Genomic DNA, 21,833 nt, shown 5'->3' with positions numbered 1-21,833 from the left:
GTCAGATCAGCTCGGGAGCCGCTCCGATGCTCGCGATCGGCGCGGCGAGCGGCACTCCGGAGGCGTCGCGCTTCATCCCCGACTCGGGCAGAGCGGCGACGGAGCCGTCGGCCTCGAGGGCGTGCGCCGGCGCGGGACCGACCCAGGCGACGCCGAGCGCCGTCTCGCCCTTGAGGAAGCGCTGAGCGCGGACACCGCCGGTCGCGCGGCCCTTCGCCGGGAACTCGGAGAACGCCGACACCTTCGCGCTGCCGGTGTCGGTGCCGCTGAGGGCCCAGCTGTCGACCGCGACGGTCGCGACCACCGACTCGTCGCGATCGTCCTCTGTCACGACGGTGAAGTGGACGACCTCGTCGGTCTCGCCGAGCTTGACGCCGGCCATGCCGGCCGCCGTGCGGCCCTGCGGGCGCACCGACGAGGCGGAGAAGCGCAGGAGCTGCGCCTCACCGGTGACGAACACCAGCTCGTCCTCGTCGGCCGCGAGCGCGGCCCCGACGACGGCGTCCTTCGGCCGCAGCGCGATCAGCTCGAGGTCGGGCTTGACCGGTAGATCGGAGAGGGCCACCCGTTTCACGACGCCCTGCAGCGTGCCGAGGGAGACGGGCCGCGGATCGTCGAAGGCCACGAGGGCGAGGACGCGCTCGTCCTTGGCGAGACCCGGGAGGTAGTCGGCCATCCGGACGCCGGCGCCGAGCTGCACCGAGGTCGACGGCACGGAGGGGACGTCGACCGGCGAGAACCGCAGGATCCGGCCCGCCGTCGTGACCGCACCGATCTCGGTGCGCGTCGTGGTGTCGATCATGCTCAGCACGGCGTCGTGCTTGCTGCGGCGGGTGGCGCGCTCGGGGTGCGGCGGTGCCTCCGGATCACGGTCGACCCTGACCATGCGGCCGGTGGTGCTGAGGTGAACCCGGCACGGGACGTCGGCGATCTCGAGCACGGCGGCCGCGGCCTTCCGCCCGGTCGTGGCGATGGAGGGGCGCGCCTCGGTCAGGAGGGTCCGTCTCGGGGTACCGAGGCGCTGGGCCACGTCGTCGAGCTCGTCCGAGACCAGCTCGTCGATGCGGGCGCGGCTCGCCAGCAGCGCCTCGAGCTCGGCGATCTCTGCGAGGAGGGTGTCGCGCTCCGCCTCGAGCTCGATCCGCGAGAACTTGGTGAGGCGGCGGAGCTGGAGCTCGAGGATGTAGTCGGCCTGGACGACGCTGAGGTCGAAGACCTCGATCAGCCTCGCTCGGGCGGCGGCCGTGTCGTCGCTCCCGCGGATCAGCTGGATGACCTCGTCGATGTCGAGGATCGCGATCAGCAGCCCCTCCACGAGGTGCAGGCGCTCCTGGCGCTTGCGGAGGCGGTACCGGGAGCGGCGGGTCACGACCTGCACGCGGTGCCCGACGTAGACCTGCAGCAGCTCCTTGAGTCCGAGCGTGCGCGGGCCGCCGTCGACCAGCGCGACGTTGTTGATCGCGAACGCGTCCTCGAGCGGGGTGTAGCGGTAGAGCTGCTCGAGCACCGCCTCCGGGCTGAAGCCCGTCTTGATGCCGATCACCAGGCGGAGGCCGTTGTCGCGGTCGGTGAGGTCGGTGACGTCCGAGATCCCGCTCAGCTTCTTGTTCTGGACGCCGTCCTTGATCTTGTCGATCACCTTCTCGGTCCCGACGAGGTAGGGGAGCTCGGTGACGACGAGCCCGGACTTGCGCGCGGTGATGCTCTCGACCGAGACGCGGGCCCGCGTCTTGAAGCTGCCCCGCCCCGTCGCGTAGGCGTCCCGGACCCCGGCGAGGCCGACGATCGTGCCGCCGCTCGGGAAGTCGGGGCCGGGCACGAAGGACATCAGGTCGTCGAGGGAGGCGTCGGGGTGGGCGATCAGGTGCCGAGCGGCCCCGATCACCTCGACCAGGTTGTGCGGGGCCATGTTGGTGGCCATGCCGACCGCGATGCCGCTGGCGCCGTTGACCAGGAGGTTCGGGAAGGCGGCGGGGAGCACCTCGGGCTGGGTGAACTGGTTGTCGTAGTTCGGGATGAAGTCGACGACGTCCTCGCCGAGGTGCTCGGTCATCGCCAGGGCGGCAGGAGCGAGACGTGCCTCGGTGTAGCGCGCGGCGGCCGGCCCGTCGTCGAGCGAGCCGAAGTTGCCGTGCCCGTCGACGAGCGGCACACGGAGCGTGAACGGCTGGGCGAGGCGCACCAGCGAGTCGTAGATGGAGGCGTCGCCGTGCGGGTGCAGCTTGCCCATCACCTCGCCGACGACGCGAGCCGACTTCACGTGGCCGTGATCGGGGCGCAGGCCCATCTCGCTCATCATGTAGAGGATCCGACGCTGCACGGGCTTGAGGCCGTCGCGAGCGTCGGGGAGAGCGCGCGAGTAGATGACGGAGTAGGCGTACTCGAGGAACGAGCCCTCCATCTCGGACGAGACGTCGACGTCCTCGATGCGCTCGGTGAGGGAGGATCCGGGCGAGGGGGCTGCTGCGTTCATGACTCACTTCGGTGGCGGGCGCGGGGCGACGGAGTCTCCGGGCGCGCAGTGCCGGGTGTTCGGGATGGGCCGCGCCGGTGCGACGGACGGATCGCGCAACTGGACCGAGCAGCGGTGCTGAGCGCCGGATCCGGAGGCTCCGCCAGCGAGGCACACTCCGCAGGCGGGGACGCCGTGCGAAACTGAGCGCGATGACCCACATGCTACCGGTCGCCCCCGCCGGGCGGCGGAGCCTCGCCGACGTCCTCCCCGCAGCCCTCGACGCGGTCCTCGGTCGCCCGGGCCCCTTCGTCAGCTCCCGTCTCGAGCGGATCGTCGTCGTCCTCGTCGACGGACTCGGCGCGTCGAGCCTCCGCCAGCGCGCCGGACACGCCCGGACCCTCGCGCCCGCGCTGACGAAGGCGAGCACCCTCGCCTCCGGCTTCCCCACGACCACTGCGTCCGCGCTCGCGAGCCTCACCACGGGGCTCCGACCGGGAGAGCACGGGATGGTCGGCTACCGCGTCCTCGACCGCGCCTCCGACCGGCTCGTCAACCAGCTGTCGGGCTGGGACGACCGCATGGTCCCCGAGCAGTGGCAGCCGCAGCCGACGGTCTTCGAGCAGGCGCGCCAGGAGGGCGTGCGCGCGAGTGTGATCGGGCCCTCCCGCTACGCGCACTCGGGTCTGACCCGCGCGATCCTCCGGGGGGCGGACTACCGCCCGGCCCAGGGCATCGCGGACCGGTTCGCTGCCGCACGCGACCTGCTGGACGAGGGCGGGCGGCAGATCGTCTACCTCTACGTGCCCGAGCTCGACATGACCGCGCACGCCCGCGGATGGGAGTCGCCGGAGTGGACGTCCGCGCTCGAACTGGTCGACGGCGAGTTCTCGGCGTTCGCCAGGAGGCTCTCCGCCCGCGAGGGCGCGCTGGTCACGGCGGATCACGGCGTTCTCGACGTACCCGCGTCCTCGCACGTGCTGATCGAGCACGGGCCGCTGCTCGAGGGAGTGCGGCACCTGGCGGGCGAGCCCCGCTGTCTGCAGCTTCACCTCGAACCGGGAGTCGACATCGAGCAGGTCGCCGTCCGCTGGATCGAGGCGGAAGGGGCGCGGGCATGGATCGCCACGCGCGCCGAGGTCGCCGCGAGCGGCTGGTTCGGCGAGGTGGGCGATGCTGCGGCCGAGCGGATGGGCGACCTCTTCGTCGCTGCGCGCAAGGCGATCGCGTACTACGACGCCACCGACCCCTCCGGGCGCTCGATGATCGGCCAGCACGGCTCGCTCACACCGGAGGAGATCCAGGTGCCGCTGCTCGGCTTCGGAGCGCTCTCCGGGGTGTGAGCTGCGGGGCCGACCTCGGCCCCGCACCGCCGCCGTTCAGTCGTCGCTGCGAGCTCCGAAGACGATCTCGTCCCAGCTCGGCATCGCCGCGCGCCCCTTGCGGAGGGAGTTGCGCATGCCGGCAGCAGGGTGGTCACTCGAGGGAGCCGCCGGGCGCTCGGGCTCGGGTGCCTTCTCGACGGCGGGAGTCTCCTGCTTCGGCTCCTCGCGGAGGCGACCCGACGAGGCGTGGTCGCGCTCGCCACGACGGCGTCGGAGCGCATCGAGGAGGTCGGCCGTGTCGTTCAGGTTGCGCTCTCGCTGCTCGGTGGTGCTCGAGACGGGCCGCGGCAGCGTCGAGACCGGGCGCGGCGCATCGGAGAGAGCAGGCTGCGGCTCCGTGTCGGAGGGTCGCGATGCTGCCGGACGGGCGTGCTGCCGGACCACCGACGGTCGAGCAGCGGGCTGCTCGGTGCGCGTCGTCTCCGAGGAGGGCTTCGCGAAGGAGTCCGTGTCGAATCGGGTCGCCAGCTCGTCGACGGCGGCGGGGATGACCGCGCGCAGCCGCGGGATCAACGTGGGCCGGATCTCGCCCTGCTGGGAGAGCGTCGTCGCCTCGGGCGTGAGGGGGGAGAGGACGGCCTTCTTGGGATCGAAGCGCCAGCGGGCGTCGTGATCGATCTCGTCGGAGCGGAAGAGCAGCTTGACGACCCAGCCCTCCTCCTCCTTCCAGCTCGACCACTGCTCGCCATCGGCACCGAGCGCGGCGAGGCGCTCGCGGATGACGTCGCCGAAGGGAGTGCCCTCCTCGAGCGGGTCGGGGTCGGCGCTCGTGTAGACGCGGACCGACAGGGCGGAGGCGACGATGTGCTCGCGCTCCGCCGTGACCGGGCCCTCGAAGCGCTCGACGTAGTCGAGGGAGGCGCCGGTCAGCTCGGCGACCTCGTCGGCCGAGAGGCCTGCACGGATGTGCGCCTGGATCTCGCGCGGCGACACGCGCTTCTCGCGGGGCGGCAGGGAGTGCACGCGGGGGCGGAGCTGGCTCTGCAGCGTCTCGTCTATCCGCACCGAGAATCGTTCGCCGCCGTCGGAGACGAGGACGAGCGATCCGCTCTCGACGCCGATCACCTTCAGTTCCATCATCGTGCGGGACCTCCTTCTGGACGCGAACGCCGCAAGGATGACACGCCTCGCGCCGGATGCCCGGGAATACCCCGGGCGGGTCGGAAGTTGGGGCGGAAGGACGGCGCCGCGGACCCCTTCGGGGCAGGCACGCCGGACCTCGCCGAGGACGGCGTCACGGAGCCCGGCGAGGCGGCTCCGAGAAGCCTGTCAAGAGCGCATCATCGCGGTTTGCGAATCGATACGTCTTGATGCACACTGACCCCGCCGAATTCGTGAACAGCAAATAAGAAGTGGAATGGGAATGGCTACGGACTACGACGCCCCCCGCAAGACCGATGACGACTCCGAGTCGATCGAGGCCCTGAAGGAGCGAGTCCCCGACAAGATGTCCGGAAGCGTCGACGTCGATGATGCCGACAACCCGGGTGGATTCGAGCTCCCCGGCGCCGACCTCTCCGACCTCGACCTCGATGTCGTGGTGCTCCCGCCCCAGGCCGACGAGTTCACCTGCGTGAGCTGCTTCCTGGTGAAGCACCGCTCGCAGATCGATCACGAGGAGAAGCTCGGGCCGATCTGCCTGGAGTGCGCCGCCTAGGCCTCTCCGAGCTCCTCCGCACGACCCTCGCGTCGCCGTGATCCCTGGATCGCGGCGACGACGTCGTTGGGGCGGCGGGTCGAGAGCAGCCAGTACGGAGTCGGGTCCGCAGGGTCCTCGATGGGTACGCGCACCACGTCCTTCACCCAGCCGCGGATCACGAGGAACGCCCGGGCGTCGAGCTTCGGGCCCCGCTGGGCGAAGGCGCGGTCGCCGGTGTGGGCCGACGGCTCCCCGACCAGCTCGAGGGGGATGTGGGCGCGCCCGGCGCGCAGCTCGCCGTCGACGATCTCGATCGTGGGCGACAGGGTGAGCAGCGAGATCACGCACCCGGCGTAGAGGACGGCCGCCACCAGCACGCCGACGAGGAAGTCGATCGGCGCGAACACCAGGATGCTGGCGGGGATGACGAGGGCTGTGGAGACGAAGAGCCAGGGTGCGGGCCACAGCCTCTCCCGGTACGGCGATTGCATGTCCCTATTGCACCAGACAACTGGTCTACCCTCGTCACGTGAATCAATCCGTCGAGGTCCCGATCCGCGCGGAGTCACCGCCGTCGTACGCGCATCCCGGTGACGCCGGCGCCGATCTGCGCTCCACGGAGGATGTCGTCCTCGCTCCCGGTGAGCGGGCGAGCGTCGGCACGGGAGTCGCGATCGCCCTGCCCGAGGGCCACGTCGGCTTCGTCGTGCCCCGCAGCGGTCTGGCGTTCAAGCACGGCCTGACCATCGTGAACGCACCCGGCACCATCGACGCCGGCTACCGCGGGGAGATCCGCGTCGCGCTGCTCAACACCGATGCGAGCGAGAGCTACCGCATCGCGACGGGCGACCGGATCGCCCAGCTCGTCGTGGTCCCCGTCGTCCGAGCCCGCTTCGTCGCCGTCGACGCACTGCCCGACTCGGTGCGGGGGACCGGCGGCTTCGGCTCGACCGGGTACGCCGTCGATCCCGAGACGGCCCGAACCCCTGAGGAGAACGCATGAGCGACATCCAGCCCGTCGACGCGGCGGCCGAACTCGTCGAGCAGGACTTCGAGAAGTCCGCCCCGGCGGATCGCGCCGAGGCCGGTCCCCTCGACGAGCGCGAGGCCAACCCGGTCCGCCCCTACATCGATCTCGGCGGGGTGAAGGTGCTCCCGCGCGAGGGGATGCACATCCGCCTGGAGGTGGAGGAGGCGACCAAGCGCGTCATCGCCGTCGGCCTCGACTACGCCGGCTCGACCCTCCAGGTGCAGCCGTTCGCGGCTCCCCGTTCGTCGGGTCTCTGGCACGAGATCCGCGGCCAGATCGCCGACCAGATCTCGAAGCAGGGCGGCACCACCTCCGAGCGCGAGGGGAACTTCGGCCCCGAGCTCATCGCCGAGCTGCCGATCGCGGGCGGCCAGACCCGGGTGGCCCGGTTCGTCGGCGTCGACGGGCCGCGCTGGTTCCTGCGCGGAGTGATCGCCGGTGCGGGAGCCGTCGACGAGCAGGCCGCCGCCTCGATCGAGGAGCTCTTCCGGAGCATCGTCGTCGTCCGCGGAACAGGGCCCATGCCGCCGCGCGACCTCATCCCGCTCAAGATGCCGACCGGCGGCCAGACGCAGCAGAGCGCGAGCTGACCGGCATGGAGCCGCGCCACCCGGACGAGTCCGAGTCGCCGGAGCCGGACCCGACCCGGCCGGAGGTGGCCGACGCGATCGCGCAGGCGGCGAAGCGATCCGGCCTCGGCGTCCTCGCCGACGGCGAGCCCTTCGACGGGCGTGCGCTGCTGCGCACCATGGGCGGCGTGCGCGGGATCCTCGAGGCCGTCGTGCCCGGAGTCGCTTTTGTCCTGCTCTTCACGGTCACCGGCGAGCTCGTGCTCTCGCTCGTCGCCTCCGTGGGCATGGCCGTGCTGTTCACCGTCGCGCGGATCCTCGGCCGGACACCGGTCGTCCAGGCGGTCGGCGGACTGCTCGGAGTCGTGATCTCGGCCGTGCTCGCGCTCGTGACCGGACGGGCGGTCGACAACTTCGTGCCCGGGCTCATCACCAACCTCGCCTACGGCGCCGTGTTCCTCGTCTCGGTCCTCGTCCGCTGGCCGCTCATCGGGGTCGCCGCGGGCTACCTGATGGGGGACGGTACCGCGTGGCGTGCCGACCGGCGCAAGCGCCGGCTCTTCTCGGTGCTGACCCTCGCCTGGGCCGGTCTCTTCCTCCTCCGGCTCGCCGTGCAGTACCCGCTCTTCCTCGCTGAGGACACGACGGCCCTCGGCACCTGGAAGCTCATCCTCGGCCTGCCCCTCTACGCGCCGCTCCTGGTTCTGACCGTGCTGGCCGTCCGCTCCGAGTACCGCACCGCGGCGGAGGGCCCCGATGCCGGGGCCGACGCCGAACGTGCGTAGAATTGTCTCGACGTCGAGATAAATAGCGCCCGCCCGTCCCGGTCTCACCGGGGCGGATCAGCCGGTGCGGGGGCGTCCGAGTGTTAGGTCCTCCTTGGTGGCAGGGCGCCGTGCGCGGTCGCCAAGATGGAGACGGATATGTGGGTCCGCCCGACGGCGGGGCCCACGTCAGCGAAGGAGAGGGCGACGTGTCCGCGGTAGACAGCTTTGGATCGAAAGACACCCTGAAGGTCGGCGCGACCGACTACGAGGTGTTCCGCATCGACCGGGTCCCCGGTCACGAGAAGCTCCCGTTCAGCCTGAAGGTGCTGCTCGAGAACCTCCTCCGCACGGAGGACGGCGCGAACATCACCGCCGACCACATCCGCGCCCTGGGCGAGTGGGTCCCGGAGTCGGAGCCCGACACCGAGATCCAGTTCACGCCCGCGCGCGTCGTGATGCAGGACTTCACCGGCGTTCCCTGCATCGTCGACCTCGCCACCATGCGCGAGGCGGTGGCCGCGCTCGGCGGCGACGCGAACAAGATCAACCCGCTCGCCCCGGCCGAGATGGTCATCGACCACTCCGTCATCGCCGACCTGTTCGGCACGGCGGACGCCCTCGAGCGCAACGTCGAGCTCGAGTACGAGCGCAACGGCGAGCGCTACCAGTTCCTCCGCTGGGGCCAGACGGCGTTCGACGACTTCAAGGTCGTCCCGCCGGGAACCGGCATCGTCCACCAGGTCAACATCGAGTACCTCGCCCGCGTCACCATGACGCGCGAGGTCGGCGGAGTCCTCCGCGCCTATCCCGACACCTGTGTCGGCACCGATTCGCACACCACGATGGTGAACGGGCTCGGAGTCCTCGGCTGGGGCGTCGGCGGCATCGAGGCCGAGGCGGCCATGCTCGGCCAGCCCGTGTCGATGCTCATCCCCAAGGTCGTCGGATTCAAGCTCTCGGGCGCGATCCCGGCGGGCGTCACCGCGACCGACGTCGTCCTCACCATCACCGAGATGCTGCGCAAGCACGGCGTGGTCGGCAAGTTCGTCGAGTTCTACGGAGCCGGCGTCGCCGAGGTCCCGCTTGCGAACCGCGCCACCATCGGCAACATGAGCCCCGAGTTCGGCTCCACGGCGGCGATGTTCCCCATCGACGACGTCACGCTCGACTACCTGCGCCTCACGGGACGCAGCGACGAGCAGATCGCGCTCGTCGAGCAGTACTCGAAGCTGCAGAAGCTCTGGCACGACGCCGACGTCGAGCCGGTCTTCAGCGAGTACCTCGAGCTCGACCTCAGCACCGTCGTCCCGTCGATCGCCGGCCCGAAGCGTCCCCAGGACCGCATCGAGTTGACCTCGGCCAAGACGCAGTTCGAGTCCGATCTCAACAACTACGCCGACGTCTCGCACGACATCGTCGACCTGACGATCTCGGAGTCGTTCCCCGCCTCCGACCCCGGCGAGCTCCAGCCGCAGGACGCGCACAGCACGCACGAGCACGTGCACCGCTCGCACGCACCCTCGACGGTGTCGAAGCCGACGACCGTCGAGCTCGGCGAGAAGGGCGAGACCTTCACGATCGACCACGGCGCCGTCGCGATCGCCGCGATCACCTCCTGCACCAACACGTCGAACCCCTCGGTCATGCTCGCCGCGGGCCTTCTCGCCCGCAACGCGGCTCAGAAGGGCCTGAAGGCCAAGCCCTGGGTCAAGACCACCCTCGCGCCGGGCTCGAAGGTCGTCACCGACTACTACGAGAAGGCGGGGCTCACCGAGTCGCTCGAGGCCCTCGGCTTCTACACCGTCGGATACGGCTGCACGACCTGCATCGGCAACTCCGGCCCGCTGCTCGACGAGATCTCGGCCGCGGTGCAGGAGAACGACCTCGCCGTCACCGCCGTCCTCTCGGGCAACCGCAACTTCGAGGGCCGCATCAACCCCGACGTGAAGATGAACTACCTGGCGAGCCCGCCGCTGGTCATCGCCTACGCGCTCGCCGGCTCGATGAACTTCGACTTCGAGGTCGACGCGCTCGGCACCGACGGCGACGGCAACGACGTGTTCCTCAAGGACATCTGGCCCGACGCGGCCGAGGTGCAGGCCACGATCGACTCCTCGATCGACAAGTCGATGTTCGACACCCAGTACGCCGGAGTGTTCGACGGCGATGAGCGCTGGCGTGCGCTTCAGACGCCCGAGGGCTCGATCTTCGAGTGGGACCCGAAGTCGACCTACGTGCGCAAGCCCCCGTACTTCGACGGCATGACGATGGAGACGACCCCCGTCACTGACATCGTCGACGCCCGCGTCCTGGCCAAGCTCGGCGACTCCGTCACGACCGACCACATCAGCCCCGCAGGTTCGATCAAGGGCGACAGCCCGGCCGGTCAGTACCTCGCCGAGCACGGAGTGGACCGCAAGGACTACAACTCCTACGGCTCGCGTCGCGGCAACCACGAGGTGATGATCCGCGGCACGTTCGCGAACATCCGTCTGAAGAACCAGCTCCTCGACGGTGTGGAGGGCGGCTACACCCGCGACTTCACGCAGACCGAGGCCCCGCAGTCGTTCATCTACGACGCGTCTCAGAACTACCAGGCCGAGGGCACCCCGCTGGTCATCCTCGGCGGCAAGGAGTACGGCTCGGGATCCTCCCGCGACTGGGCGGCCAAGGGCACCAGCCTCCTGGGCGTCAAGGCCGTCATCGTCGAGAGCTTCGAGCGGATCCACCGCTCGAACCTCATCGGCATGGGCGTCGTCCCGCTGCAGTTCCCCGCCGGCGAGACCTGGGCCTCGCTCGGCCTCGACGGCACCGAGTCGATCAGCATCTCAGGCATCGAGGCGCTGAACGAGGGTGTGACGCCCAAGACGGTGCACGTCGTCGCCGTGCCGACCGCGCACTCGGCCGAGGGCAAGCAGCCGATCGAGTTCGACGCCGTCGTGCGCATCGACACCCCCGGTGAGGCCGACTACTACCGCAACGGCGGGATCCTCCAGTACGTCCTGCGGTCGCTCGTCTAGAGCAGGAGAGCAAGGTGTGCGCCTTCCCGCAAGGGGGAGGCGCACACCTGTTCCCGGGGGCCGCCGTGCGTAGACTCGGGAGACCTCCACCCCCCCCCATCACTCGACCCGGAAGGCGGCGCGAATGGCTGTTCTCGAGACCATCGGCGGACCGCGCGACCTGGATCGCCTGACCACGGCCGAACTCGAGACCCTGGCGCAGGAGATCCGCGACTTCCTGGTGCGGGAGGTGTCGAAGACGGGTGGGCACCTCGGGCCGAACCTGGGCGTCGTCGAGACGACGATCGCCATCCACCGCGTCTTCGACTCGCCCCGCGACTCGATCATCTTCGACACCGGTCATCAGTCGTACGTGCACAAGCTGCTGACCGGGCGGCAGGACTTCTCGAAGCTGCGTCAGCGCGGTGGCCTGGCCGGCTACCCGCAGCGCTCGGAGTCGCCGCACGACATCGTCGAGAGCTCGCACGCCTCGAGCTCGCTCTCCTGGGCCGACGGCATCTCGCGCGCCTTCACCATGACCGGTCAGACCGACCGCCACGTCGTCGCGGTCGTGGGCGACGGCGCCCTCACCGGCGGCATGACGTGGGAGGCGCTGAACAACATCAGCGACGACAACTCCCGCGGCCTCGTCATCGTGGTGAACGACAACGGCCGCTCCTACGCCCCCACCATCGGTGGCATGGCCCGGTTCCTCAACGGGGTGCGCACTCGCCGGAGCTACCGCACGCTGCACCGCGGATCCCGCGCCGTGTCGGAGCGCCTCGGCGGGCCTGCCGCCGCCGTCTACCGCGGTGTGCGGGGCGGCATGCACGGATTCCTCAGCCGCTTCATCAACAACGAGGCGCTGTACTCGAACCTCGACATCAAGTACCTCGGCCCCATCGACGGCCATGACGTCACCGCGATGGAGGAGGCGCTCCAGCAGGCCAAGGACTACGGCTCGCCGGTCATCGTCCACGCGATCACGCAGAAGGGCAAGGGCTTCGGGCCCGCCGTGCAGGATCTCGCCGACCAGTTCCACGCCGTCGGGCAGATCGACCCCGAGACCGGGGAGCCGCTGAGCGCGAGCGGCGCCAGCTCCTGGACCTCGGTCTTCGCCGACGAGATAGTGACCCTCGCCGATGCGGATCCGACGATCGTCGGCATCACGGCCGCGATGCTCCGCCCGGTGGGACTCGACCGCCTGGCCGAGAAGTACCCCAACCGCGTGCTCGATGTCGGCATCGCCGAGCAGCACGCGGTGACCTCCGCCGCCGGTCTCGCCTTCGGCGGCCTGCACCCCGTCGTCGCGCTGTACGCGACATTCGTGAACCGCGCGTTCGACCAGATCCTGATGGACGTCGCGCTGCACCGCGCCGGTGTCACGTTCGTCCTCGATCGCGCCGGAGTGACAGGGCCGGACGGGCCCAGCCACCACGGCATGTGGGACCTCGCGATCCTCCAGGTCGTCCCGAACATCCGGCTCGCCGCACCCCGCGACTCCGTCCGCCTGCGCGAAGAGCTGCGGGAGGCCGTCGGGGTCACCGACGCTCCGACCGTGGTGCGCTTCTCGAAGGGCAATGTCGGCGACGAGATCACTGCGGTCGAGCGCCTCGCCGACGGGGTCGATGTGCTCTCGCGCGCCGAGCGCCAGGACGTGCTGCTGGTCACCGTCGGTCCGATGGCGACCATGGGTCTCGACGTCGCACGCCGACTGGCTGCCCAGGGGATCGGTGCGACCGTCGTCGATCCGCGCTGGGTCGTCCCTGTGCCCCGGAGCATCATCGAGCTGGCCCGCGAGCACCGGATCGTCGTGTCGATCGAGGACGGCGTGCGCGTCGGCGGGATCGGGACGCGGATCCGGCAGGACCTGCGCGAGGCCGGGGTCGACACCGCCGTCACGGAGCTCGGCCTGCCCGATCAGTTCCTCGACCACGCGAAGCGCGAGGAGATCCTCGAGGACGTCGGACTGACTCCGCAGCACATCGCCCGCGACGTCGTGGCGCAGGTGCTGGGCAGCAAGATCCCCGTTGCCCGCCCGCTGCCCGAAGAGGTCGCGGCACACGACGACGCACGGAGCGACTGACGCGCCTCCTGGGACGGCGCCGCTCGCGGTGCGGATCGTGGTGCGTCTGCAGGTGATCAGGGTGCGAGAACGCCGACCGGCGTACAGTCATGCGCGCGAAGCGCGTGCGATCCTGCACATCGCACCGTCGCCTGCAGACCGCACGGAGACCGGCGGCCGGCGGCAGCAGATGCGTGCGGACACCTCCGGACCCTCTGCGCCGACTCCTCGACCGCCCCGTGCTGCCTGCAGACCCGAGGACGGGCCTGCAGGCAGCACGGGCAACGCCTCCCTCGGTGTCAGGCGACGCCGCGGATGACGGGGTGGTGGAAGGTGTCTCCGAAGGCCCGCTCGCTCGCGCCGACGCGGTCGAGATACGGCGTCAGGCCGCCCATCTGGAACGGGTAGCCCGCGCCGAGGATGAGGCACAGGTCGATGTCCTCGGCCGCGTGCACGACGTCGTCGTCCAGCATCCGCTTGACCTCGTCGGCGAGACCGGTCTCGACGCGGAGCCGCAGCTCCTCGGCCGTCATCGGCTCGGTACCGCCGGCGACGATCGCGACCGCGCGCTTGTCGACGCCCTTCACCCGGCCCTTCGCGTCCCGCTCGAAGACGTGGCCGAGCTCGGCGAGGCGATGCAGGTTCGCGCTCTCGAAGAAGCGGTCCGGGAACGCGGCGTGGTGGGTGTCGAGCACGTGCGCGCCCACCTTGAGTCCGACCAGCTCGAGCAGCTCGAACGGCGTCATCGGCAGGCCGAACGGCGCCAGCGATTGCTCGACCACCTCGAAGGGGGTGCCGGTGTCGACCGCGTGCATCGCCTCTCCGAGCACCTTGGCGAGGACGCGGTTGACGACGAAGCCCGGGGTGTCGCGGGTGATGACCGCGTTCTTCTTCAGCTTCGCCGCCGTCACCATGGCCGTCGAGAGGGTCTCCTCGTCGGTGCGCGGCGTGCGGACGACCTCGATCAAGGGCATCACCGCGACCGGGTTGAAGAAGTGGAAGCCGACGAGGCGCTCGGGATGCGCGAGACGCTCGCCGATCCGCTCGACCGAGAGCGAGGACGTGTTGGTCGCCAGGACCGCCGTCGGTGAGACGTAGCGCTCGATGTCGGCGAACACCTCCTGCTTGACCGACAGCTCCTCGAAGACGGCCTCGATCACCCAGTCGGCGTCGGCGAAGTCGGCACGATCGGTCGTGCCGGTGATCAGCCCGCGAAGGCGGTTGGACTCGTCGGGCGAGATCCGCCCCTTCGAGAGCAGCGCGTCGATCTCGCGGACGATGGTCGCGACTCCCTTGTCGACCCGCTCCTGATCGAGGTCGGTAATCACGACGGGTACCTGCAGCCGGCGGAGGAAGAGCAGCGCGAACTGGGTGGCCATCAGGCCGGCCCCGACGACGCCGACCTTCGAGACCGGCTTCGCCAGCGCCTTGTCCGGAGCCCCGGCGGGCCGCTTCGCGCGCTTCTGGACCAGGTCGAAGGAGTAGATGCTCGCGCGGAACTGATCGCCCGACGCGAGATCGGCCAGTGCCTCGTCCTCGGCGGCGAAGCCCTCCTCACGGGTGGTGCTCTTCGCCGCCTTCAGGAGCTCGAGGGCGCGGTAGGGCGATGCCGCCACGGTGCCGATCCTCGACTCGAGCTGCTTGCGAGCGATCGAGATCGCGACGTCCCACTTCACCATCCGCTCGAGCCTTCCCGGTGCATTCGGGCGCTCGACCTTCACCGAGCCGCCGAGCACGCCGTCGGCCCAGCGGAGGGACTCCTCGAGGAACGCGGCCGGCGGGAAGATCGCATCGGCGATGCCGAGGTCGAACACCTCCTGGCCCTTGAGGGTGCGGTTGTTCTTGAGCGGGTTCTCGACGACGACCTTGAGGGCGTTCTCGATGCCGATGAGATTCGGCAGGAGCCATGCGCCGCCCCAGCCGGGGATGATGCCGAGGAAGACCTCGGGCAGGCCGAGCGCGGCGATCGAGGAGTCGACCGTCCGGTAGTCGGCGTTCAGCGCCACCTCGGTGCCGCCTCCGAGCGCGAGACCGTTGATGAAGGCGAACGAGGGGACGCCGAGCTCGCTGAGCATGCCCAGGGTGCGATGGCCGAGCCGGGCGAGCTGACGCGCGAGCTCGCGGCTCGGGATGCCGCCGATCTTGCTCAGGTCGGCTCCCGCGCAGAGGATGAAGGGCTTTCCCGTGACGGCGACGCCCTGGATCTCTCCGGCGGCGGCCCTCGCCTTCTGAGCGATGAGCACGTCGGCCAGCTCGAACAGCCCTGCGGGCCCGAAGGTGCTCGGCCGCGTGTGATCGCGGTCGTTGTCGAGGGTGATCAGCGCGATCACACGGCCGCTGGCGAGCGGCACGTCGCGCACGTAGGAGTGGGTGACGACCTCGCCCTCGGTGAGGTCGGCGAAGTTCTCGAATCCTTCGAGCATGATCAGCGTCCCTTCCGCTTGGCGTGCTTGCCGTCGAAGTGCGGGTTCTCCCAGACGACGGTGCCGCCCTGGCCGAGGCCGACGCACATGGCCGTCAGGCCGTACTGCACCTCGGGGTGCGCCTCGAACTGCCGCGCGAGCTGGATCATCAGCCGCACCCCCGAGGAGGCGAGCGGGTGTCCGACGGCGATCGCTCCGCCGTACTCGTTCACACGCGGGTCGTCGTCGTCGATGCCGAAGTGGTCGAGGAACGAGAGCACCTGCACGGCGAACGCCTCGTTGAGCTCGAAGAGGCCGATGTCCTCGATGCCGAGACCCGCCTTCTTCAGGGCCTTCTCGGTGGAGGGGACGGGGCCGATGCCCATGATCTCGGGCTCGACTCCGGCGAACGCGAAGCTGACGAGCCGCATCTTCGTCGGGAGGCCCAGCTCCTTCGCGGCGTCGGCGCTCGCGAGCAGCGACACGGCGGCTCCGTCGTTCAGGCCGGAGGAGTTGCCCGCGGTCACGCGGCCGTGCGGCCGGAACGGCGTGCGGAGCCCGGCGAGGCCCTCGAGGGTCGTCTCGGGCCGCGGTGCCTCGTCGGCGGTGGCGAGACCCCAGCCGGAGGCGCTGCGCGTCGCCACGGGGATCAGATCGGGTTGCACGTTCCCCGCCTCGTACGCGGCGGCGAGCTTCTGCTGGCTCCGCAGGGCGTAACGGTCGGAACGCTCCTTGGTCAGCTGCGGGAAGCGGTCGTGGATCCGCTCCGCCGTCTTGCCCATGTTGAGGGCGTCCTCGCTGACGAGGCGCTCCGAGAGGAAGCGGGGGTTCGGGTCGGCGTTGAAGCCCATCGGGTGGCGGCCCATGTGCTCGACACCGCCCGCGATGACGACGTCGTAGGCACCGAAGGCGATGCCGCCGGCGGTCGTCGTCACGGAGGTCATCGCTCCGGCGCACATGCGGTCGATGGCGTAGCCGGGGACCGATCGCGGAAGACCCGCCAGCAGCGCGCTGGTGCGGCCCAGGGTGAGGCCCTGGTCGCCCTGCTGCGTGGTCGCGGCGATGGCGACCTCGTCGACCCGCTCCTTCGGCAGCGCAGCATTGCGCTCCAGCAGCCCGATCATCGCCTTGACGACGAGATCGTCGGCTCGGGTCTGCCAGTACATGCCCTTCTCACCGGCTCGACCGAACGGAGTACGGACTCCATCGACGAAAACGACTTCGGATCTCTCGGCCACAATGCCTCCCAGGAACTCACGGTCGCCGTCGATCGTAGGAAGGGCACGGGCCGCGCCGGAATCCTTTGCCGCTTCCTACGAACCGGTTTCCATGCTCTCCGCCGGCGCTTGGCCCGCTTCGACAAAGGCGGTGGCGAGGGAGGCCGCGGTCGCATCGATCTGCCACGACCGCGCACCGGCGCGCTCGAGCTCGGCGGCGATAGTGCCCGAGTCGATCGGCTCCGGCGGGCTCCAGGCGAGGCGTCTGAGCAGATCGGGAGTGAGGAGGTTCTCGACCGGCAGCGACAGCAGCTCGGCGATCTCGATCACGACGGCTCGGCCGGCCTTGAGGCGCGCGTCGGCGGCCGGGTTGCGGTCGCCCCACGCGCGAGGAGGAGGCAGTGTGTCGGCCACCGGGCGGACGGCGCTCGGCAGATCCTCTGTGGTCGTGCCGCGCTCGATCGCGGACCACCAGCGCTCCACCTCGCCGCGGCTCGCGCGGCCCGTGAAGTCCCTCCTGCCCGAGAGCTGGCTGAGGCTCGTCGGGATGTTGCGCGCCACCGCGATGATCGAGGCGTCGGGGATCAGGCGCCCCGGCGCGATGTCGCGCTCGCGGGCGAACGCGTCACGGGCGAGCCACAGCTCTCGGGCGACGGCGAGGGGGCGGAGTCCGCGCAGGGAGTGCACGCCCGAGAGGCGACGCCAGGGGTCGGGCGGCGCGATCTTGGGCTGACGCGCCAGGGTGGCCTCGAACTCCTCGCGGGCGATGCGCGTCTTGCGCGCCTCGATGAGCATCTCCTCCATCCGATCGCGGAGATCGACCAGGAGCTCGACGTCCTTCGCCGCGTAGACGAGCCAGCTCTGCGGCAGGGGGCGGGTCGACCAGTCGGCCGCCGAGTGCTCCTTGGCGAGGTGGATGCCGAGCAGATCCTCGACGACGGCGCCGAGCCCGACCTTGGGCAGGCCGAGGAGGCGAGCGGCCAGCTCGGTGTCGAAGATGCGCGACGGGTCGAGTCCGACCTCGCGCAGGCACGCGAGGTCCTGGCTCGCGGCGTGCAGCACCCACTCCTCGTCGCCGATGACGTCCTGCAGGGCGTCCATGCGTCCGATCGCGGGCGGATCGAAGAGGAACGCGCCCGAGCCGCGCCGGTACATCTGGATCAGATAGGCACGCTGCGAGTACGTGAAGCCGGAGGCGCGCTCGGCGTCGACAGCGACGGGTCCGTGACCCGCCGCCAGGGCGTCGACCGCTGCGTGGAACTCGGCGGGAGTGGAGAGGACACGGTAGTCAGTCACGAGAATTCCGTCGGAAGGCGAGTGAGGTCACGCCGTCGCCCGACACCGGTGGGAGACCCGCCAGCATGCACAACAGCTCGCCCCAGCCTTCCACGTGCGCGGCGAGCTGTGCGTCCTCGGGGCTCCAGGAGGCGCGGATCTCGATCTGAGCGCCGTCGCCCTGGGCGGCGAGCTCGCCGAATCCGGTCGAGAGGACCTTCGTCGCGGTGCCCGACGCCGCCGTGTAGGCGGCGCCCCGGACCTGCAGTGCGTCGATCAGCCACGACCAGGCGACCTCGGCGAGGAACGGATCGGTGCCGATCTCGATCTCGAGCGGGGCCTGGGCGAAGCAGACGACGCGGAACGGGCCGCCCCACTGCTCGGGCTCCTCCGGGTCGTAGAGGAGGATGAACCGCCCCGTGCCCAGCTCGGAGTCGCGACCGTGCGCTCGAGGCGAGACGTCGCCCGAGAGCGCGAGCGCCCAGGGCGCGAGGCCGGTCGGCGAGGTGATCTCGGAGACGGTCAGTTCGGACCGCGGGGAGACCGCGCGGATCGACTCCGTCGCGACCCGGAACTCCTCCGGGAGCTGAGACGGCGCTGAGAATTCGGGCACGCTCGCAGACTAGAGTTCCCGCATGCCCGAAGCCCGCAGGCACGCCGCGGAAGGCGGGCGTCGAGCCGGCCTCGTCCTCCTCGGGATCCTCGCGATCCCGGCCCTCGTCGCCGCGACCGCGGTCGGTGCCTCCGCGCTCGTCGCCGCCTTCGTCCGCGGGGTCGTCATCCCGCCGTCGCGCCGATCGCAGGACGCTCGCGTGCTCGCGGTGCGCCCCGAGGCGGGCGAGATCGAGCTCGCGGCCGATGCCGACTCGTCGGTCCGGGGCGGATTCAGCCTCTGGTTCGACCAGGGGCGGGGGCATGCCCGGATCGGGCGGCTGCTCGCCACCGGCCGGGGACGCGTGGTCCGCGAGCTCGAGAGAGTCGACCGGGGGAGCCTTCGAGTCGGCACACGCGCCCGCATCAACGGCTGGCTGCTGCTCGGGCCCCGCGAGACGGGGCTCGCGTTCTCGACGGAGGAGGTGCCGACGCAGTTCGGCGCGGCTCCGGCGTGGCTCTTCCCGGCCCCCGGCGGAGTCGGCGAGGTCTGGGCCGTCCACGTGCACGGCCGCGCGACGACGCGGGAGGAGACGCTCCGCGGGGTCGACGCCTTCCACCGGTCCGGTCTGACCTCGCTGGTGGTGTCGTACCGCAACGACGGCGACGCCCCGGCGAGCCCCGACAAGCGCTACGGCCTCGGCGAAACGGAGTGGCGCGACGTCGACGCGGCGATCCGGTTCGCCGAGCAGCGCGGAGCGAGGCGCATCGTCCTCGTGGGCTGGTCGATGGGTGGCGCCATCGCGCTGCAGACGGTGCTCCGCTCGTCGCGGCGATCACTCGTGTCGGGACTGGTGCTCGACTCTCCGGTGATCGACTGGCGCGAGACCCTGCGGGGTCAGGCGCGCCTCCGACGCATCCCGCCTGCGATCGCGGCGCTGGCGATCACTGTGATGCAACGGCCGTGGTCGACGGCGCTGACCGGTCAGAGCACGCCGATCCCGCTCGCGGGTCTGGATCTCGTCACTCGCGCAGCGGAGCTGTCGACGCTGGTGCTCCTGATGCACAGCGTGGACGACGACTTCGTGCCGAGCGGTCCCTCCGAGGCCCTCGCCGCAGCGCGACCGGACGTGGTCGAGATCGTGCTGTTCCACGGCGCGAGGCACACGCGGCTGTGGAACGACGATCCGGTGCTCTGGGAGTCGTCGGTCGAGCGCTGGCTGGCACGGCAGGGTCTCAGCCGGCCCGGCTCCAGCGCGCATAGGTGAAGCCGGCGTCGTCGACAGCGAGCATCGTCAAGGAGTAGTGGTCGTCGACCGCCGCCGCGGTCGCGGCGACCGGGAGCCCGGGCAGCACGACCCGCGGGGCGGTCGTCAGGCAGACCTCGTCGACGCGGCCGGAGGCGAGGAACTGACCCGACAGCGTCGCTCCGCCCTCGCAGACCACCCGGTCGAGACCGTGCTCGGCCAGCGCGTCGAGCATCGCGTCGACGCTCAGTCGGTCGCCGTCACCCCCGACGGGAACGATCTCGACGCCGCGAGGGAGCTCGGGCGGGCGGCGCGATGCCGGCACGAGGAGGAGGACGCGCGCCCCCTCCTGCAGCTCCAGGCGGTGGCCAGCGAGGTCTCCCGAGGCCGACACGATCGCGAGCGGAACGCGCTTCGGAACGCGGTAGCCCTCGGCTCGGACGCTCGCCGCGCCGACCAGCACGACGTCGGCCTGCGCGCGGATGACGCCGAGGATCGTCCGATCGACCCGGTTGGTCAACGTCTCACTCGTGCCGTCGGACCCGATGCTCGACCCGTTCAGGCTCGCGATCATGTTGAGACGCACGCGCAGATCGGCGGGCGGCCGGTACGCCTCCTCGATGGCCTCGCGCGCCCCCTCCTCGCCGAGACGCACGGTCTCGCCCGCCGGCAGGAGGGGCTGGAGGATCATGCGGCCAGGTGCGCGCGGATCTGACGCTTGGTGCGACCGAGCAGGGCGCTCATGCCGCGCAGACGCAGCGGGGACACCGCCTCCGACAGCCCGATGGTCTGCGGGAAGTCGTCGGGCACGGCGAGCACCCGCTCGGCGGTCAGGCCGTCGAGGCCCTGCGCGAGGATCGAGGCGAAGCCGCGCGTCGTCGGCGCCTCACGAGGGGCGGTGGCGTGCAGGTGGATCAGCTCGCCGTCGAACTCGACGACGATGAACACCGGCGACTGGCACTCCTCGACGCGCTCGAAGAGATCGGGGTGGTCGCGATAGCGCTCGGGCAGCTCGGGCAGGTCGTTCGAGAACTCGAGGAGGAGCTGGAGGCGCTCCGGCTTCTCGAGGGCGAGGAACTCGTCGCGGATGTCGCGGAGCGCAGTCGGCAGTTCGTAGGTCATCACGACCATCCTCTCAGAGCAGAGGACCCCGACCGTCGAGACGGGCGAGGTCCTCGGGCGGATCGTCAGCGGGGCGCGGGGGCCTCGCCGGGCTCGGAGCCCTTGACGATCGGGACGCGCACGGCGCTGCCCCACTCGGTCCACGAACCGTCGTAGTTCTTGACGCCCTCGAAGCCGAGGAGGTGGGTCAGCACGAACCAGGTGTGCGAGGAGCGCTCGCCGATGCGGCAGTAGGCGATGACGGTGTCGCCCTCGGCCAGCCCGGCTCCGGCGCGGTAGATGGCGTCCAGCTCGTCGAGCGGGCGGAAGGTGCCGTCCTCGGCGGCGGCCTTGCCCCACGGCACGTTCTGCGCGCTGGGGATGTGACCGGCGCGGAGGGTGCCCTCCTCGGGGTAGGCGGGCGCGGTGGTGCGCTCGCCCGAGAACTCCTCGGCGGAGCGCACGTCGATCAGCGGGTTGCCGAAGTGCGCGAGCACGTCCTCCTTGAAGGCGCGGATGTCGCCGTCACGGCGCTCGACGACCGGGTACTCGACCGCCTCGGGCGACGAGGCCTCGGTGGTGATCGGACGGCCGTCAGCGATCCACTTGTCGCGGCCGCCGTCGAGGAGGCGGACGTCCTCGTGGCCGAACAGGGTGAAGACCCAGAGGGCGTACGCGGCCCACCAGTTGTTCTTGTCGCCGTAGATCACGACGGTGGAGTCGCGAGAGATCCCCTTGGCGCCGACCAGGGCGGCGAAGGCCGCACCGTCGATGTAGTCGCGCTCGACGGGGTCGTTGAGGTCGGTGTGCCAGTCGATCTTGACCGAGCCCGGGATGTGACCGGTCTCGTAGAGGAGGACGTCCTCGTCGGACTCGACGACCACCAGGCCGGGCGTGCCCAGCCGTTGCTCGAGCCACTCACCGCTGACGAGTCGTTCGGGGTGCGCGTAGGCGGCGAACTTCGGCGACGGATCGAGTTCAACGGACAAGGAGGACCTCCAGGGTGGTGCGCGGAGCGCGGGCGTGAATCCGGGATCGGGCTACGCTGGAGCCCGCCCTTCAGCGACAGTACGCGCCCCGCCAGGCGGGTGCAC

The 21,833-nt window shown here is 70.7% G+C and carries 18 protein-coding genes; 8 read left to right on the top strand and 10 right to left on the bottom strand.

Annotated features, from left to right (window positions below; translation table 11 throughout):
- Position 1 precedes the first annotated feature (1 nt).
- Positions 2-2,473, bottom strand: coding sequence for a DNA gyrase/topoisomerase IV subunit A (locus ASG06_RS14560; protein WP_056043748.1), 2,472 nt, complete (start codon positions 2,471-2,473; stop codon positions 2-4).
- A 191-nt stretch (positions 2,474-2,664) separates the two neighbouring features.
- On the opposite strand from ASG06_RS14560, the gene ASG06_RS14555 reads away from it, so the two are divergent.
- A complete protein-coding gene (locus tag ASG06_RS14555; RefSeq protein WP_056043745.1) occupies positions 2,665-3,795 on the top strand; it encodes an alkaline phosphatase family protein in 1,131 nt (376 codons plus the stop codon).
- 36 nt (positions 3,796-3,831) lie between these two features.
- Here the strand turns inward: ASG06_RS14555 and sepH are convergent, their stop codons facing one another.
- Positions 3,832-4,917: a septation protein SepH gene (gene sepH / locus ASG06_RS14550; protein WP_082499268.1), complete on the bottom strand. Its 1,086-nt coding sequence runs from the start codon at positions 4,915-4,917 to the stop codon at positions 3,832-3,834.
- 283 nt (positions 4,918-5,200) lie between these two features.
- Between sepH and ASG06_RS14545 the strand changes: the two genes are divergently transcribed.
- Entirely contained in the window at positions 5,201-5,494 is a 294-nt protein-coding gene (locus ASG06_RS14545) for a DUF4193 domain-containing protein (RefSeq protein ID WP_056043739.1), read from the top strand.
- On the opposite strand, the gene ASG06_RS14540 is transcribed toward ASG06_RS14545, so the two are convergent.
- Positions 5,491-5,967 carry a DUF3093 domain-containing protein gene (locus ASG06_RS14540; protein ID WP_056043737.1) on the bottom strand — a complete coding sequence of 159 codons (477 nt, stop codon included), beginning with the start codon at positions 5,965-5,967 and terminating at the stop codon, positions 5,491-5,493. The two genes, ASG06_RS14545 and ASG06_RS14540, sit on opposite strands and share 4 nt — an antisense overlap.
- A 38-nt stretch (positions 5,968-6,005) precedes the next feature.
- Between ASG06_RS14540 and dut the strand changes: the two genes are divergently transcribed.
- The 5 genes from dut to dxs all read left to right on the top strand — a co-directional run bounded on the left by dut (position 6,006) and on the right by dxs (position 12,927).
- Positions 6,006-6,479 (top strand): dUTP diphosphatase, encoded by a 474-nt coding sequence (gene dut / locus ASG06_RS14535; protein WP_056043734.1) that lies wholly within the window; start codon positions 6,006-6,008, stop codon positions 6,477-6,479.
- Entirely contained in the window at positions 6,476-7,096 is a 621-nt protein-coding gene (locus ASG06_RS14530; protein ID WP_056043731.1) for a DUF3710 domain-containing protein, read from the top strand. The genes dut and ASG06_RS14530 overlap by 4 nt, the downstream gene beginning before the upstream one ends.
- A 5-nt stretch (positions 7,097-7,101) precedes the next feature.
- On the top strand, positions 7,102-7,860 hold the full coding sequence (locus tag ASG06_RS14525) for a DUF3159 domain-containing protein (RefSeq protein WP_056043728.1): 759 nt from the start codon (positions 7,102-7,104) through the stop codon (positions 7,858-7,860).
- A gap of 188 nt (positions 7,861-8,048) precedes the next feature.
- A complete protein-coding gene (gene acnA / locus ASG06_RS14520) occupies positions 8,049-10,862 on the top strand; it encodes an aconitate hydratase AcnA (protein ID WP_056044572.1) in 2,814 nt (937 codons plus the stop codon).
- Positions 10,863-10,986: 124 nt separating this feature from the next.
- Positions 10,987-12,927, top strand: coding sequence for a 1-deoxy-D-xylulose-5-phosphate synthase (gene dxs / locus ASG06_RS14515; protein ID WP_056043725.1), 1,941 nt, complete (start codon positions 10,987-10,989; stop codon positions 12,925-12,927).
- A gap of 278 nt (positions 12,928-13,205) precedes the next feature.
- Here dxs and ASG06_RS14510 read toward each other — a convergent pair whose 3' ends face one another.
- The 4 genes from ASG06_RS14510 to ASG06_RS14495 all read right to left on the bottom strand — a co-directional run bounded on the left by ASG06_RS14510 (position 13,206) and on the right by ASG06_RS14495 (position 18,413).
- The gene (locus ASG06_RS14510; RefSeq protein WP_056043722.1) at positions 13,206-15,329 is read right to left on the bottom strand and encodes a 3-hydroxyacyl-CoA dehydrogenase NAD-binding domain-containing protein; all 2,124 of its coding nucleotides are present in this window, start codon (positions 15,327-15,329) and stop codon (positions 13,206-13,208) included.
- 2 nt (positions 15,330-15,331) lie between these two features.
- A complete protein-coding gene (locus ASG06_RS14505) occupies positions 15,332-16,546 on the bottom strand; it encodes a thiolase family protein (RefSeq protein ID WP_056043719.1) in 1,215 nt (404 codons plus the stop codon).
- Positions 16,547-16,621: 75 nt separating this feature from the next.
- Positions 16,622-17,821, bottom strand: coding sequence for a ribonuclease D (locus ASG06_RS14500; RefSeq protein ID WP_056043716.1), 1,200 nt, complete (start codon positions 17,819-17,821; stop codon positions 16,622-16,624).
- Positions 17,814-18,413 carry a DUF3000 domain-containing protein gene (locus ASG06_RS14495; RefSeq protein WP_056043713.1) on the bottom strand — a complete coding sequence of 200 codons (600 nt, stop codon included), beginning with the start codon at positions 18,411-18,413 and terminating at the stop codon, positions 17,814-17,816. Before ASG06_RS14495 ends, ASG06_RS14500 begins: the two co-directional genes overlap by 8 nt.
- A 22-nt stretch (positions 18,414-18,435) precedes the next feature.
- Between ASG06_RS14495 and ASG06_RS14490 the strand changes: the two genes are divergently transcribed.
- Positions 18,436-19,659 (top strand): alpha/beta hydrolase family protein, encoded by a 1,224-nt coding sequence (locus tag ASG06_RS14490; RefSeq protein ID WP_056043711.1) that lies wholly within the window; start codon positions 18,436-18,438, stop codon positions 19,657-19,659.
- Here the strand turns inward: ASG06_RS14490 and ASG06_RS14485 are convergent.
- The 3 genes from ASG06_RS14485 to ASG06_RS14475 all read right to left on the bottom strand — a co-directional run bounded on the left by ASG06_RS14485 (position 19,628) and on the right by ASG06_RS14475 (position 21,728).
- The gene (locus tag ASG06_RS14485; RefSeq protein WP_056043707.1) at positions 19,628-20,329 is read right to left on the bottom strand and encodes a dihydrofolate reductase family protein; all 702 of its coding nucleotides are present in this window, start codon (positions 20,327-20,329) and stop codon (positions 19,628-19,630) included. The two genes, ASG06_RS14490 and ASG06_RS14485, sit on opposite strands and share 32 nt — an antisense overlap.
- Positions 20,326-20,760, bottom strand: coding sequence for a SufE family protein (locus ASG06_RS14480; protein ID WP_056043704.1), 435 nt, complete (start codon positions 20,758-20,760; stop codon positions 20,326-20,328). Before ASG06_RS14480 ends, ASG06_RS14485 begins: the two co-directional genes overlap by 4 nt.
- A gap of 65 nt (positions 20,761-20,825) precedes the next feature.
- Positions 20,826-21,728 (bottom strand): sulfurtransferase, encoded by a 903-nt coding sequence (locus ASG06_RS14475; protein WP_056043700.1) that lies wholly within the window; start codon positions 21,726-21,728, stop codon positions 20,826-20,828.
- Positions 21,729-21,833 lie beyond the last annotated feature (105 nt).

Origin of the sequence: Rathayibacter sp. Leaf185, from assembly GCF_001423885.1 — a bacterium.
Lineage (GTDB): Bacteria > Actinomycetota > Actinomycetes > Actinomycetales > Microbacteriaceae > Rathayibacter.
This window is presented reverse-complemented; position numbering and strand designations above follow the sequence as displayed.